The organism is Pseudoalteromonas sp. S3431 (assembly GCF_000690035.1).
Classification (GTDB): Bacteria; Pseudomonadota; Gammaproteobacteria; order Enterobacterales; family Alteromonadaceae; genus Pseudoalteromonas; species Pseudoalteromonas fuliginea.
In genome coordinates this window covers 1-14,059 of the sequence record NZ_JJNY01000044.1, presented here as the reverse complement: position 1 = coordinate 14,059, position 14,059 = coordinate 1, and the positions used below count along the sequence as shown (strand labels likewise).

Below are 14,059 nucleotides of genomic sequence, written 5' to 3'. Positions count from 1 at the left end.
TTAGCTCAGAGTATTACTAAATTTCAGCTAAAGCTGTTGTTTGTGCCTTTGCTTGAGAAGGTGATAGTACTGCCGGTTTATGAACACGATTACGAATTGGGCGTTTTGCTTGAGAGGCGCCAGGTTTACCAATTTTATACATAATAGCATCGCGTACTTCAGAAGGGCGGTATCCCGACTTTACTTTCATTCGAATATGAGGAATACCTGCTGCTTCAAGTGCACCATTAACAAACCAATCACGCTGTGCTTTGTGGCCATCTTTATTTGCGTTATTAACTAAATCAACTGCGGCTACAATAGTCATTTTATCTTTATCGATTAATACAAAATCAAGTTGTTTATTTTTTGCTTTAGCAATTGCTGCACGTTTAGATTTAGGTGATAAGCCTTCTTTACAATCAATTACATCGACTAATTTTACGCGGCTTACAATTTTGTATTGATCGCCAACAGCACGTTCTAATAAACTTAAAAAGGCACTCTCTACTTGTGTAAATACGCTCTGCTTGCGAGTAAATGGATACGGATTCCCACCATCGTCACTAAATTTTGATACAACAACAGACGCACCCACAACTAATACTAAAATAGATAATAAAGCGAATTCCATACGGTAACCTCATAACAAAAAATTGACACTGCATAACTAAAGCAATTAGTGTGCCTAAATAATGTGTATTAAGGTTTTATTGTTATCGCGTTTTTATGCTTTATTCAGTTTATGGTTAAGCTTGATAACCGTTAGTGAGCCCTTTAACTGCAATAGCAACTGCATCATGGGCATGGAGTGATTCATAATGGTTTATTTGTAGCCAATAATCTGCGTAATTATTATGTTCAAGTAATGCTTTTATTTTACGTGCAGCATCTTCGCAAAACATTAAGTTTTGACCATTCAAACGAGCAAACTCCTGTTCATCTTCGCGCTTAACTGCGGCTTGAACAGGTGTTTTTAGTTCCTCCTCAAGCATGTTTATTAAATTTACGACGTCAAATTCATCAGTTTTGCTATTAAGTTTTACTTTTACATTAGCAATAGAGCGTTGTGAGTGAGGGGTGGCAACAATACCTTGCGTTGTACCAAGCCACTCATGTACGTCTTTCTGGCTCAGTGTTTCTTGATTAAACTTCTCACTAAATGCATTTTGTATCAGCTGACGAGCAAGCGCCGCTGAACAGGGACAGGTTGAAGAATAAGTAACGTCGACTGTTAGCTCATAATGAATATTGTTATTTTCAAGTGTACTAGTGAGCGTAATTGGATAGCTTTTCCAACCTGTTTTACCACTTAGTAGTGATTTACGGCGTAATGGTAGTTCAAATTTAAATTCAATTTGTGCTTTATCGCTCAGGCCTTCGTGACTAGTAATAAATGTATCGAGTGCTTGCGCTATAGTTTGAGGGTTAACTTGCTGCTCAGTAGACAACATATCAAGGGCTAAAAATAGGCGCGACATATGAATGCCTTTAGCCTCTTCTTTGTGAAGGTTAACAAATGCACGGGCTTTAGCATTAACAGTAACAGGCGCTAAATCACGGGATTCGAAAATGAATGGCAGCTCAATTTCACCCATACCAACCCAGTCTAATTTACCTGTTTGTAAAGCGGGGGCGGTGTCAGCTATATCGGGCATATTAGTTTGCATGGTATGTTACTCGTTAATTGCAATGATAAGGCGTCGTATTTTACACGAAATAATCATCTCCTGAAATGAGGACTTTAATAGTGTTTACTTTCGAGCATGAATTTTTTCTGTTTTTGTCGCACAACATGAAAATAGCTAATAGAAAAATGCTAAAATCGGCAAAAATAGTATGTTTAGCAATTTTTACTGCCTTACTTATGTTTAAGCACACCGCTAAGAGATAAAATTACGTATGACCGATTATTCTTTGAGCCCTTGGGTTCGGGTACTTTCCAGCTTAATAACACGATTTGGTGAGTTTAAAACTGCCGCTATTTGTTATTCTTTATTATTAGCCGCATCTCTTATTTTATCGAGCATGTTTTATTATGTCGCAATAGGTGAATTTCACTTTGTTGATATTTTAGCCGTGGTTTTTTTTGCTGCTGTTGTGTCTCCGCTAATTATTAGTGTGCTACTCAATTCAATCCGTCAGTTAGACGCCTCATATGCATATTTAGATAGCGCAACCAAACAAGAAAAATTACTAAATCAGACGCTTAAAGATAATATCAGCCGATTAAATATTGAAATTGATGAACGTAAAATGGCATTTCATGCTAAGCATCGCGCTATTGAAGAGTTACGCCGAGAAATAGCAGAACGTAAAAAAACACAGCAAGAGTTAGCACAACAAAGTATGTTGCAACGCTCTATTGTTGACTCATCACCTGATTTATTTTATTACCGCGATAACAATGGTGTGTTTGCTGGATGTAATAAAGTATTTGAAGAAGTAATGGGAAAGTCCAGCAGTGAGCTTATTGGTAAAACAGTTGAGCAAATATTTCCAAGTAATTTTCTATCTGAAGTTTTAAGAACCGATAAAGAAGTAGAGCAAAACCATCAACCCCTAACTATCGATGTTGGTTACGAAGTAAACGGTGAAACTCGTTGGTTTGAACTACGTAAACTTCCTTTTATTAATGATGAGGGCGATTACATAGGTTTACTTGGCTTTGGCCGTGATATCACCAGCCGAAAAGAAGCCGCGCAAGCACTTGAAACAGCATATAAAGATAAAGGGAAGTTTATTGCAACATTGAGTCATGAGTTACGTACTCCGCTAAATGGTATTGTTGGGTTAACTCGGATGTTACTTGATACGGATCTTAATAAACAGCAACGCAGTTGGTGTAATACAGTCTTCTCGAGTGCTGAAACATTAGGTAATATTTTTAACGATATTATAGATTTAGATAAAATAGATAGAGAACAACTCGATATAGCCACTAATTCAATTAATGTTTCTGACTTTATTAATGACGTCGTGAATTTTGCTGGGCTTATTGCTGAACAAAAAGAACTAAAGTTTAATATTGAGCGTCATGGTGTGCTTGACGTATATGCAGAGTTAGATCCGACCCGATTGCGCCAGGTTGTATGGAACTTAATTAATAACGCTGTTAAGTTTACTCAGCAAGGTGAAGTTAAGCTTGTTTGCCGTAGAGAAAATCGCTCTGAAGGCGCTTGGTTAGTCATGAAAATTTCAGATACAGGCCAAGGCATACCGCAAGAGCAACTCCCACGAATATTTGATATGTATTATAAAGCACCAGATATAAAAGGGACTAATGCAATTGGTTCAGGAATAGGACTTGCTGTTACGAAGGCCTTAGTGAGTGCTATGAATGGTATTATCACTGTCGATAGTACCGAAGGGAAGGGCAGTTGTTTTACGGTTCAAATACCGTTAAGCCTCTGTATTGCTCCAACGGAACAAGGTTATGTTGGTCGAAGCCTGCATATTTTACTGGTAGAAGATGTGCCGCTCAATGCAGAGATTGCGACTAACTTATTAGAGCAGCGAGGACACGAAGTATTATGGGCCGAAACAGGTGAAGATGCTCTATCTTTTGTTGAAACTGAAGACGATTTAGATTTAATTTTACTTGATATGCAATTACCAGATATAAATGGTGACGAAGTAGCTAGGCAGATACGAGCAGATAGTTATTTTGATAAATTACCGATTGTTGCACTTACTGCTAACGTTCGAAGCGCAGAAGAAGAGCTTGCGGGAATATCAATACAAGGAGCACTTGCTAAACCTATTAATACAGTGAAACTTGATAAAATGCTTGCTGACCTATTTGATATTAAAAAAATAGAGAATAAAGCGCCTCAGTTAAAAGTGAGTGCAGAAGCACTTAAAGGCATTGATGCTCATTTACTTGATGTTGAGACAATAGAAGACTTTGTTAACTCAATGGGAGTGGTTGTATTTAAACGCAGTAGTCAGTTGTTTGAAAAGTTAAACCCACAATACCAACAAGAGTTACTTGCTTCATTAAATAGCGGTGATAGAGAAGAGTACAAATCGGTAGCGCACAAGCTTAAAGGAGCCGCTGGATCTGTTGGTTTAAATGATGTGCAACTTCATGCAAAAGTAATGGAATATGGCGCTATTGATGAAACTGATGAAGTTTTAAACGAATGGTTAGATGTTCTAGCAGATAAAATAAATGAAGGACAACAAGCCCTTCATTTATTTTTACAGCAATTAGAGTAAATGTTCGTTCTAATTAGCTATCAATTTTACCAATAAAGCGATAACCCTCACCATGGATAGTGCTGATTAACTCTGATGTTGAGTTGTCGCTTTCAAAGTGTTTACGAATACGACGAATTGTAACATCAACAGTACGGTCGTTTGCACGAAGCTCACGGCCCGTCATGTGTTTAATTAATTGCTCACGGCTAAAAATGCGGCCAGGAGAATCAAGCATTAAACGCAGTGCTCTGTACTCACCTTTAGGTAAACGCTTAGCATCACCATTGGGAGATGTTAGGCAACGGCTGTTTTCATCAAGTTCCCAACCATTAAATGTAATAACACCATTTGTTTCTAGTGCTGATTCTTCACCACCTAGCGCTGTACGTGTAATTAGGTTACGCGCTCTAATTGTCAGTTCGCGTGGGTTAAACGGTTTAGTGATATAATCATCAGCACCAATTTCAAGCCCCAAGATACGATCAACATCGTTATCTCGACCCGTTAAGAAGATAAGGCCCACTTTGCGCTTTTGGCGTAATTCACGAGCTAATATAAGACCGTTTTTACCTGGAAGATTGATATCCATAACTACAAGATTAACGTCATCGTTATTTGTAAGCTTGTCATGCATGTCATCGCCATCAATGGCTTCAATAACTTTGTAACCTTCAGCTTCAAATAAACTAACGAGGTTTAGTCGAGTTACGTCTTCATCCTCTACGATTAGAATGACTGGCGTTTGCATTATTAATTAACCTTTTGGATTATTTACAAAAAAATCGGTATTACACATAAAACCGATTACTAGAGATTATAGGATTATATCCAATTGTTAACAAGAAAAAACAATGTGGATAAATTTTAAACAGTAGCGTATTCAAAGTTTACTAAAAAGGGCCGTGCAAAAACTACTGTTTAATAGATATATCTACGGATGTACTCATTTGAATAGTAAAGTCGAAGCCATTTTCTTTTAATAATCGATACATCCATCAATTATGTAAAAGTGCTTAAAATAATCAAACCAATTCAAAGCGAAATTATATCATCATCTAACCTTTCATCAATGTATGTGATATCACAAAGATGATAAAGTTCATAAATGACTTCGTATTAATTATTTAATATTACGTATTTTACCACATGCACTCTTTATGTGGTCATTAAGTAGTAATTCAAGGACTAAATTTTAAATTAATGTACTTTTTAGTTATATTCCATTAAGGAATTGTAATTATAAAGCGTGCACCCTGTTGTTCTTCTAGATCAAAGAGTATTCGCCCCCCAAGTGATTGCGTAACTAAATTATAAACTAGATGCATTCCAAGACCGCTTGCACCTTGCCCTCTTTTAGATGTAACAAAGGGGTCAAAAATTCTATGCTTAATACTGTTATCTACACCTTGGCCATTGTCACTATAAACGATAGTGAGTTGTTTCCCGATTAGCTCAATATCAAAGCGTATTTCGTTGTTTTCAGCATCTAAAAAACCATGAATTACAGAATTAAGTAATAGTTGTTGAAATATTTGCTGTAACGGTTCTGATTTACTCTGTATGGCTAAATCAGTAGGACAATTAATAGTAACGACAGGGTTTTTATCGGTAAGCTCTGATTGCATTGATGTTAGAACATCGCTGATAAGCTTATGGATGTTTAAATTGGTATTGTCACCATCATCTTGGATAACCGCAACTTTTTTAAAGTTAGAAATTAAATCAGCAGCGCGATTTAAGTTACGATAAATTAAATCAAGATTTTCTATACCTTCATCTATAAAGTTTTTTAATTGGTTAGACGTAAGTTTTTTATCATCAAAGCTTAGTTTTATATCAGCGAGTTTATCACGCAACAACGTAGAGCCGGTGATCCCAAGTCCAATCGGTGTATTAACCTCATGAGCAACGCCTGCAACCATTTGCCCAAGTGAGGCCATTTTTTCATTTTCTACAATTTGTGTTTGATACTGGTGCATACGCTCAAGTGTCGTTAAAAGATCTTGATTTGCTTCTCTAAGTGCAATAGTACGTCGATTTACTTTTTCTTCTAGATTCAGGTTTAATTGTTTTATTTCTTCTTTATCTTTTTCGTGTCGGGTAAGTTGCTTTTGAGTTCGGGCAAGCATGATATTTAAACTGTTAGAAAGCGCGGTAATTTCTTTTACATTGGTTGATGGCGCTCGTGCGTCGTAATTATGGTTCTTTGATACGTCTTGCAATAGTCTGTTTAAATGCTCAATTGGCTTTGCAATCCGTTTTTGTACTTTTATAGCAATAAAGTACACCACAATAAGTATTAGTAGCGTTAAAAATATATCGATTAGTATTTTTTGTTTTATATATACATCAAGGCTCTCAAGGCTTCCACGCATGTAAACGTAGCCAACTAATTTTTCATCATTTAAAATTGGGCGTATAAGTTCAATATATTCATTGTTGATACGTGGTGTTTCTAATTCGTCAATGCTATCTATTCTAAGTGGCACCGGAGGTGTTTTTTTTGCATTAAAACTGATAAAAAAAACTGGTTTTTGTGAGGTTTTTTCTATTGAATAAATATGGATGTTTTTAACAAGTGGGATTTTATCAAACGATTTAAGCCGTCTTTCTTCATTTTTTCTATTGTTTGTTATTACAGAGTTTCCTGCATCAAAAGCAACAATTTCAGAAAGAATAACCAGTTTGCTAATAATTAACTGCTTTTGTTCTTTAACACTTAAATAAGTTGAAATAGAAATAGATAACGACAAGCAAATAGCTGTTATAAGCATAATTAAGTTTATTAGCGCTTTGCGAATACTGCTTTGATGTACTTTTTTAGGCATTGTTTGATCGTCGCCTGAGTTAATTTAATTAGTTAAGGTTATAGTTTAGCAAAGACGCAGAAAAATGAAGGAAAAAGCGAGGCTAATTCTTATATTTATTCGAAAGTTAGCGCGAGCACTTAACGTGCTCAATCAGTTAAATATTTAAATTAGCTACTATAAACAGCAAATTTATTATTTTTAAATACCGTTTGATAGTCTGCAAATTGAGACTCTAGAATAGGCGGGTACTTTAAAAAGCTGTTAGCAACAATATTCAGCTTGCCCACTTTCGTCAAATGTAATTTTGCGTTTGCAAGAAAAGTTTCAGCAACAGTGTAATCAGTTGCAATACCAGTATGAAATGGTGGGTTACTTACAATTAAATCAAATTTTCCGCTAATATTTTTCAGACCATCGCTTAATATAGCAATGCCTTTTATACCATTTAGCTTTAAAGTTTGTTCTGTTGCATATGTTGCTAAGGCGCTAACATCGCTACAGACAAACTCAAGGGCTGAGTTTTGCAGTCCTAAATAGGTTGCTATTAAACCTGCGCCGCAGCCAAAGTCGAGCACTTTACCTTGTTTTATCGTTGGTGCGTTTTCAAGTAGTATTTTTGTTCCTGCATCCAAACTGCCGTGGTTAAATACCCCAGGAACACTGATAGCTGTAAACTCAGTGTCGGCAACATTAACAATAAACTTTTTGTGATAGGTCGTAATATCAAAGTGTGGGTGTTTGGTTATTTCAGCAAATGAGTAAAGAACGCAGTGCTTAGCTGAATCAATCTTGTTACTAAACTCAGCTTTACCAGCTAATTGTTTTTCAATTGATTTAACACCACTTTTGTTTTCACCTACCACCAATAGCTCGGCATCATCAGTAATAGCAGAGCGGATATTATCAAGTGCCATAAGTAATTCTGGTTTTGATTTAGGATAGTAAAGAATAACTAAATCGTAGTCGTTACCAGGTATTGTGTGACTTACATGAATATCAACATCTTTGGTGTTTTTAGCAAACTCTCCGTTAGCATGGTTGTAGCTAAACGCAGTTACTTTGCTTTGCGGGTTAAGTTCTTTAAGCTCTGTTAAAAAGCCATCTTGAACAAAGTTGACCACCAAGATAGATTTACCCGTTAGTGCCTCGCTATTTCGAAGTAACAGTAAACTTGGGTTGGTTAATACGCTCATAAATGGCTTTGCCTTACAGTATGTTTAGTTTTATTAAAAGTGAGATTAAGTAATTAAAATTTAATTACTCAGTACGCTCAAACATTAAATCCCATACGCCATGGCCTAGGCGATGTCCGCGCTGCTCAAACTTAGTAAGCGGGCGCAAATCGGGACGTGGAACATAATCGTTTGTTTCTGATTGGTTTTTAAAACCTGGCGCTACTTTCATAACTTCAAGCATATGCTCTGCGTAGTTTTCCCAATCTGTAGCCATGTGAAAAACACCGCCCATTTTTAATTGAGTTCTTAATTTTTCAACAAACTCAGCTTGTACAATACGACGTTTATGATGACGTTTTTTATGCCAAGGATCAGGGAAAAATAATTGCAGTGTGGTTAAGCTTTCATTAGGTATACAATCTGCAAGTACTTCAACTGCATCGTGTTCAAAAATACGTAAGTTGGTAATGCCTGCTTCATCGGCATCCATTAAACAAGCACCAACGCCTGGGCGGTGTACTTCAATACCGATAAAGTTTAGATGCGGGGCATTTGTTGCCATTTCGACAAGCGATTTACCCATACCAAAACCAATTTCTACGACTACATCGTTGTTGTTGCCAAAAACTTCGCTTAAATCAAGCATACCGTTTTTATGCTCTAGGCCCATTGTTGGCCAGCATTTTTCGATTGCAGCGGCTTGGCCTTTGGTTAATCGACCTTCGCGTTTTACAAAACTGCGAATGGTGCGGATGTATTTACCTTCTTGCTTAGCTTGCTCAAGGTTAGTGTTGCTTGATTCACTCATATTATTGGCCTGACAAAAACAATGTGTTTAAAAATGGTTGCATATTATCCCTGACCGAGCCCGCAATCACAAGTATTAGCTGGTTTTACACCGCGTATAGCTTGATCTTTTTGTTAACTGCAATAGACTGAGCCGCCATTGGGCATCAGTAAAAGTTAAAAATGTTGGATTTAAATAAAGAACAGTCACACTGGTTTTCTAATCAAGTTGTTGATTGGTATCACCTTCATGGGCGTAAAACGCTTCCATGGCAACTAGGTAAAACTCCTTATAAAGTGTGGGTGTCTGAAGTGATGCTGCAGCAAACCCAAGTTATTACTGTTATTCCGTATTTTGAGAAATTTATGGAGAGCTTTCCAGATATCATAGCTTTAGCCGATGCTGATGAAGACTTAGTACTGCATCACTGGACTGGCTTAGGGTATTACGCACGTGCGCGTAACTTACATGAAACAGCCAAAATAGTGCGTGACAAATACCAAGGTGAGTTTCCGAAAACACTCGATGAAGTAATGGATTTACCTGGAATAGGGCGCTCTACTGCAGGGGCTGTTTTATCATTGTCGCTTGGGCAGCATCACCCTATTTTAGATGGGAACGTTAAGCGAGTTTTAGCGCGCTATTTTATGATTGAGGGCTGGTACGGCGTTAAAAAAGTCGAAAACCAGCTTTGGCATTTATCAGAGCAGTTAACGCCTAAAGATAATGTTACCGAGTTTAATCAAGCTATGATGGATTTAGGGTCGAGTGTTTGCTCACGCAGTCGGTTTGATTGCGAGGCTTGCCCATTAAACTCAGGCTGTGGTGCTTTTAATGCAGGCAAGGTAAAAGAGTTCCCACATTCAAAACCTAAAAAAACAACGCCTAAAAAAAGCTGTCATCAGTTAATAATTAAGTGTAATGACAAAGTTTTAATGGAAAAACGACCTAATTCGGGAATTTGGGGGGGGTTATTTGGCTTTTTTGAATTTGCTGAGTACGCAGATCTAGAAGTATTTATGGCGCAGCAAGGGTTTAAGGCTCAGCTAAAACAGCTTGATCCATTTGCACATATATTTTCGCATTTTGAACTAACGATAAATCCACACGTACTGAATATAGAGTGTATTCCTGATGTTGTTAATGACAGACAGTTAATATGGTATCCATTAGATCAGTCGATAGAAGTTGGTTTGGCCGCACCGACTAAAAAGTTGGTTAAACAAATTGCACCAATAGGTTAAACTGTTTGCATTTATCGCTAAAGAGAATTAATTATGGCACGTACAGTATTTTGTCAAAAGTTACAAAAAGAAGCAGAAGGTCTTGGGTTTCAATTATACCCAGGTGAAATTGGCGAAAAGATTTTTAATAATATTTCCAAAGAAGCATTTGCTCAGTGGCAACATAAGCAAACAATGCTGATTAACGAAAAGCATTTAAATATGATGGATCCAGAACATCGTATATTTTTAGAAGAGCAGATGGTTGGCTTTTTGTTTGAAAATAAAGATGTAGAAATTGAAGGTTATAGACCTCCAGAAAAGTAATTTTACTTTAAATTAAAAAGGGCTGTCTAACAGCCCTTTTTAATTTTGTTAAACGATAGCTAAATTAGCTCATCGTCTTGTGCGGCAATTTTCACTTGTTCTTTTAAAAATTGAGCCGCTTTTGAATATTCAATCTCTAACTTATCTCTTAAATCAATTAGCTCATCACTTGTTAGTTCATCAGCCTTACATTTATCTTCAAATGACGTTGCTAAATCGGCCACCATTTGCGCACCGATTGTCTTTGATATTGACTTTAACTGGTGACAGCCTTCAATTATTTCATTTAAGTCACTTACCATAACACCCGAATTAATAGATTTAATTAAACTTTGGCTTTGTTCTAAATACATTTTGAAAAAACGCATTTGTTTAGCTTTATCACCGTTTACATATTTAGCAACGGCATCCATATCAACAGGTAAAGCGGTATTTTGATGAATAACAACATTTTTACCGTTGTTTTGTTTATCGCTCCAGCGTTTTAAAGTACTTTCTAATGCATTCAATTCAATGGGTTTAGTGATGAAATCATTAATACCTACTGCTAAACAGCGCTCTTTCTCACCTTTTAAAGCATTGGCCGTGACGGCTACAATATAAGGTTGGGCATCGATTGCTTCTAGTAACTCAGCTTCACCTCGGATTTTTTCAACCATGTCGTAGCCAGACATTTTAGGCATATGTAAATCAGTTAAAATAAGTGAGTAATTGCCTTTACGCCACATATTAAGGCCTTCTACGCCATCATTGGCAACTTCTACTCCGTAACCCAATATGTGTAACTGGTCGGTTAATACCTGTTGATTTAAGAGGTTATCTTCAACAAGTAGTATTAGTTTGTTAGCTTTGCGGGCTTGCTCAACATTTAAATAGTTGTTAAGCGTTTTAGTTTTCTTAATCTGTTTTGGTTGGTGCAGGCCAGCGGCAACAAGTATTGAAAGCATGAAGTTAGATTTACATAATGGAGCTGCATTAATATAAAAAATATTTTTATGATTTATGGCTGCTTCATCTAGTTTGCTCAGCACTACCACTTGTTGGTTATTATCTTCCAAAGAATAAAGCAAACGTCTTAAAAGTGCGTTAATTTTATCCATATTGTCGATACCGTCGACGACCCAAATTATATCCGGATCATATTGATGCTCTTCAATTTCCTGCTCATTATACACATTCGTTATTTTAGCACCCATAAATGATAAATAACGATACATTACTTTTTGACGCTCAAGGTGATTACTCACAACAACAATATGTTTAGCGTTTAATGCTCCTTTGTGATCATATTTTATTTTCCCCGAAGTGCTAAATGGGAGCTCAACAGTGAATTCACTACCAATGCCAATATGGCTGTTTACGTGTATGGTTCCAAGCATTAGCTCTGTTAAGCTTTTACAAATAGATAAGCCTAAACCGGTACCGCCATATTCTCTTGTGATTGAGTTTTCTGCTTGAATAAATGGATTGAATATTTCTCGCAATTGAGCTTGCGTCATTCCTTTACCGTTATCGGTTACACAAAAACGTAAAGTGAAGTGATCGGCTGTATTATGTGCAACTTCAACTGAAATTTTCACATGGCCCTGCGTTTTTTCATCCGTGCTAGTAAATTTAATTGCATTACTACATAAGTTATAGAGTACTTGGCGTACTCTAATAGTATCACCTATAAGGTTTATCGGAATGTCTGGGGCAATAGATAGCTCTAATTCAAGCTCACGTTTTTTTGCCACGGAGGAGAGCACTCGAGCAACTTCTTCAATAGTATCAGTCACTGAAAATGGGATTGGGTCTATATTGAGTTTACCAGCTTCAATTTTTGAGAAATCTAAAATGTCGTCCAATATACTTAGTAGAGAAAATGCAGACTCACGAATAATGGTACTCAGACGATGCTGAGCGCCATCAAGCTCTGTTTGACGAAGTAAATCAATAGTACCTATAACACCATTCATCGGTGTTCTGATTTCGTGACTCATAGTCGCTAAAAAAGTTGTTTTAGTTTCACTTGCTCGTTCGGCCTTTAACGTTGCTTGTTCAAGGGCCAGTGTGCGGTTGTGCACTTCTGTTTCTAAGCTGTTTTGAAGCTTTTGTAGCTCTTTTTGGGCTGTGTCGTTATTTGTCATTGCCGTTTGTACTTTTTGTAGCAACAGATTAATATTTTGCGCAACAACATTTAAACCTATTTCAAGTTGTTCACTTACATTACTATCGTAATTACCGTTCTCAGCGATGGCTTGAAGCTCTTCGGTTAGCAAACCAGTGCTTGCACGTAAGCGATTGTTTATATAAGCATTAAACATTAATGCAAATATAAACAGTGCTATAACACTGGCAATAGCGATTAGATAGGTAACAACTTGGGAGTTCTGCATGGTAAGTAAAAGGTTGGATTGCTTTTGCTTAATTATAAGCTCTCCAATAGGTTGGTCGTTTAACATTAGTAAGTGATGTAAAACACCATCGTCAATTAGGTGCTCATTTAGTTTAATAGAAGCGATTGCTGGTTTGGTACTGCTATATACTAATTCTGTTTGTGAAGTGGAGTTAAAGCGATACAAAGTGTAATGAAAGTCATTATTTAATAATGAGGTTAAATCGAGTAACTGCCTTACTTTACCTTGGCCATACATAGTTAAAGCATCGACCATAGGTAAATCAAGCCTAGTTGCGAGATCTGCAATATTTATAGACGGCTCTATTTTTTCAGAATGAGTTTGATTTTGTGAGTAAAGTGAATAGGCAACAATAGCAAGCGATGTCACTACTAAATTAATGATTAAAAAAAGAGGTAGTAAGCCCTTTACCGGCGAAGAATATTTACTCTGCATTGATTGTTCCCGTTGGTATATTTTACTACGATAAGTCCTTATCGTATTTATCTGAGTAATCGTAACACCTAAAAAAAATAATTCACTACGTTTTTAGTCTGGTTTCAGTGTATTTATATGCTACATCAACTTTTGTTGTAGGAAAAATAAACATTATTAATAAAAAATGTACGGGGTTGGCTGAAAACCGTGCAAACGGTTATAAAGGATAAAAAAAAAGTTGACTTGTAAGGGCAAAACTCGTTTAATACGCCGCACGCCCAGATAGCTCAGTCGGTAGAGATGAGTGGGAATTGCATTAAAAATCATTTAAGATTTTTAATTAGCACTGTTTAAGTGCCTCGATAGCTCAGTTGGTAGAGCAGAGGATTGAAAATCCTCGTGTCCCTGGTTCGATTCCGGGTCGAGGCACCATTTATTAAAGTAATAATGTTTAATCAACAGTTTAAACATTATTACGCGTGCCTTAGCACACAGTTTTGTGTGCCGACTTAGCTCAGCTGGTAGAGCAACTGACTTGTAATCAGTAGGTCAACCGTTCGACTCGGTTAGTCGGCACCATTTATAAAGCTAAAAGTTAAATAATTATTTTACTTTTAGTTAGCACAGTTTATGTGCCTCGATAGCTCAGTCGGTAGAGCAGAGGATTGAAAATCCTCGTGTCCGTGGTTCGATTCCGCGTCGAGGCACCATTTACTTTAAGTTCTCAATCTTTAAAATT

General features: G+C 36.8%; 10 protein-coding genes and 3 tRNA genes. 6 read left to right on the top strand and 7 right to left on the bottom strand.

Features of this window, described 5'->3' with window-relative positions; genetic code table 11:
- Positions 1-16: 16 nt before the first annotated feature.
- Both DO88_RS08290 and folE2 read right to left on the bottom strand, forming a co-directional pair.
- Positions 17-613 carry a DUF2726 domain-containing protein gene (locus DO88_RS08290; RefSeq protein WP_007378398.1) on the bottom strand — a complete coding sequence of 199 codons (597 nt, stop codon included), beginning with the start codon at positions 611-613 and terminating at the stop codon, positions 17-19.
- Positions 614-728: 115 nt separating this feature from the next.
- On the bottom strand, positions 729-1,649 hold the full coding sequence (gene folE2 / locus DO88_RS08295; RefSeq protein ID WP_008133794.1) for a GTP cyclohydrolase FolE2: 921 nt from the start codon (positions 1,647-1,649) through the stop codon (positions 729-731).
- Between the two features lie 232 nt (positions 1,650-1,881).
- Between folE2 and arcB the strand changes: the two genes are divergently transcribed.
- Entirely contained in the window at positions 1,882-4,200 is a 2,319-nt protein-coding gene (gene arcB, locus DO88_RS08300) for an aerobic respiration two-component sensor histidine kinase ArcB (protein ID WP_033039632.1), read from the top strand.
- A gap of 13 nt (positions 4,201-4,213) precedes the next feature.
- Here arcB and arcA read toward each other — a convergent pair whose 3' ends face one another.
- The 4 genes from arcA to trmB all read right to left on the bottom strand — a co-directional run bounded on the left by arcA (position 4,214) and on the right by trmB (position 8,975).
- Positions 4,214-4,930, bottom strand: a complete 717-nt coding sequence (arcA, locus tag DO88_RS08305) for a two-component system response regulator ArcA (RefSeq protein ID WP_007378395.1) — start codon at positions 4,928-4,930, stop codon at positions 4,214-4,216.
- A 475-nt stretch (positions 4,931-5,405) separates the two neighbouring features.
- On the bottom strand, positions 5,406-7,010 hold the full coding sequence (locus DO88_RS08310) for a sensor histidine kinase (protein ID WP_033039630.1): 1,605 nt from the start codon (positions 7,008-7,010) through the stop codon (positions 5,406-5,408).
- A gap of 149 nt (positions 7,011-7,159) precedes the next feature.
- Positions 7,160-8,185 carry a methyltransferase gene (locus DO88_RS08315; protein ID WP_033039627.1) on the bottom strand — a complete coding sequence of 342 codons (1,026 nt, stop codon included), beginning with the start codon at positions 8,183-8,185 and terminating at the stop codon, positions 7,160-7,162.
- A 64-nt stretch (positions 8,186-8,249) separates the two neighbouring features.
- Positions 8,250-8,975, bottom strand: a complete 726-nt coding sequence (gene trmB, locus DO88_RS08320) for a tRNA (guanosine(46)-N7)-methyltransferase TrmB (RefSeq protein WP_008133787.1) — start codon at positions 8,973-8,975, stop codon at positions 8,250-8,252.
- Positions 8,976-9,136: 161 nt separating this feature from the next.
- Here trmB and mutY point away from each other — a divergent pair, with 161 nt between their 5' ends.
- Both mutY and DO88_RS08330 read left to right on the top strand, forming a co-directional pair.
- A complete protein-coding gene (gene mutY / locus DO88_RS08325; protein WP_033039626.1) occupies positions 9,137-10,198 on the top strand; it encodes an A/G-specific adenine glycosylase in 1,062 nt (353 codons plus the stop codon).
- Between the two features lie 33 nt (positions 10,199-10,231).
- Positions 10,232-10,504 carry an oxidative damage protection protein gene (locus tag DO88_RS08330; protein ID WP_007378389.1) on the top strand — a complete coding sequence of 91 codons (273 nt, stop codon included), beginning with the start codon at positions 10,232-10,234 and terminating at the stop codon, positions 10,502-10,504.
- Between the two features lie 59 nt (positions 10,505-10,563).
- On the opposite strand, the gene DO88_RS08335 is transcribed toward DO88_RS08330, so the two are convergent.
- Positions 10,564-13,338: a hybrid sensor histidine kinase/response regulator gene (locus tag DO88_RS08335; protein WP_033039624.1), complete on the bottom strand. Its 2,775-nt coding sequence runs from the start codon at positions 13,336-13,338 to the stop codon at positions 10,564-10,566.
- A 338-nt stretch (positions 13,339-13,676) separates the two neighbouring features.
- On the opposite strand from DO88_RS08335, the gene DO88_RS08340 reads away from it, so the two are divergent.
- From DO88_RS08340 to DO88_RS08350, 3 genes are all read left to right on the top strand, one after another.
- Positions 13,677-13,752, top strand: a tRNA-Phe gene (locus DO88_RS08340).
- 71 nt (positions 13,753-13,823) lie between these two features.
- Positions 13,824-13,899 (top strand) — tRNA-Thr (locus tag DO88_RS08345).
- A 55-nt stretch (positions 13,900-13,954) separates the two neighbouring features.
- Positions 13,955-14,030: transfer RNA gene (locus DO88_RS08350), tRNA-Phe, on the top strand.
- Positions 14,031-14,059 lie beyond the last annotated feature (29 nt).

Coding starts and splice junctions, on each gene's coding strand:
- DO88_RS08290 (WP_007378398.1), bottom strand. CDS start 613: ATGGAATTCGCTTTATTATCTATTTTAGTATTAGTTGTGGGTGCGTCT.
- folE2 (WP_008133794.1), bottom strand. CDS start 1,649: ATGCAAACTAATATGCCCGATATAGCTGACACCGCCCCCGCTTTACAA.
- arcB (WP_033039632.1), top strand. CDS start 1,882: ATGACCGATTATTCTTTGAGCCCTTGGGTTCGGGTACTTTCCAGCTTA.
- arcA (WP_007378395.1), bottom strand. CDS start 4,930: ATGCAAACGCCAGTCATTCTAATCGTAGAGGATGAAGACGTAACTCGA.
- DO88_RS08310 (WP_033039630.1), bottom strand. CDS start 7,010: ATGCCTAAAAAAGTACATCAAAGCAGTATTCGCAAAGCGCTAATAAAC.
- DO88_RS08315 (WP_033039627.1), bottom strand. CDS start 8,185: ATGAGCGTATTAACCAACCCAAGTTTACTGTTACTTCGAAATAGCGAG.
- trmB (WP_008133787.1), bottom strand. CDS start 8,975: ATGAGTGAATCAAGCAACACTAACCTTGAGCAAGCTAAGCAAGAAGGT.
- mutY (WP_033039626.1), top strand. CDS start 9,137: ATGTTGGATTTAAATAAAGAACAGTCACACTGGTTTTCTAATCAAGTT.
- DO88_RS08330 (WP_007378389.1), top strand. CDS start 10,232: ATGGCACGTACAGTATTTTGTCAAAAGTTACAAAAAGAAGCAGAAGGT.
- DO88_RS08335 (WP_033039624.1), bottom strand. CDS start 13,338: ATGCAGAGTAAATATTCTTCGCCGGTAAAGGGCTTACTACCTCTTTTT.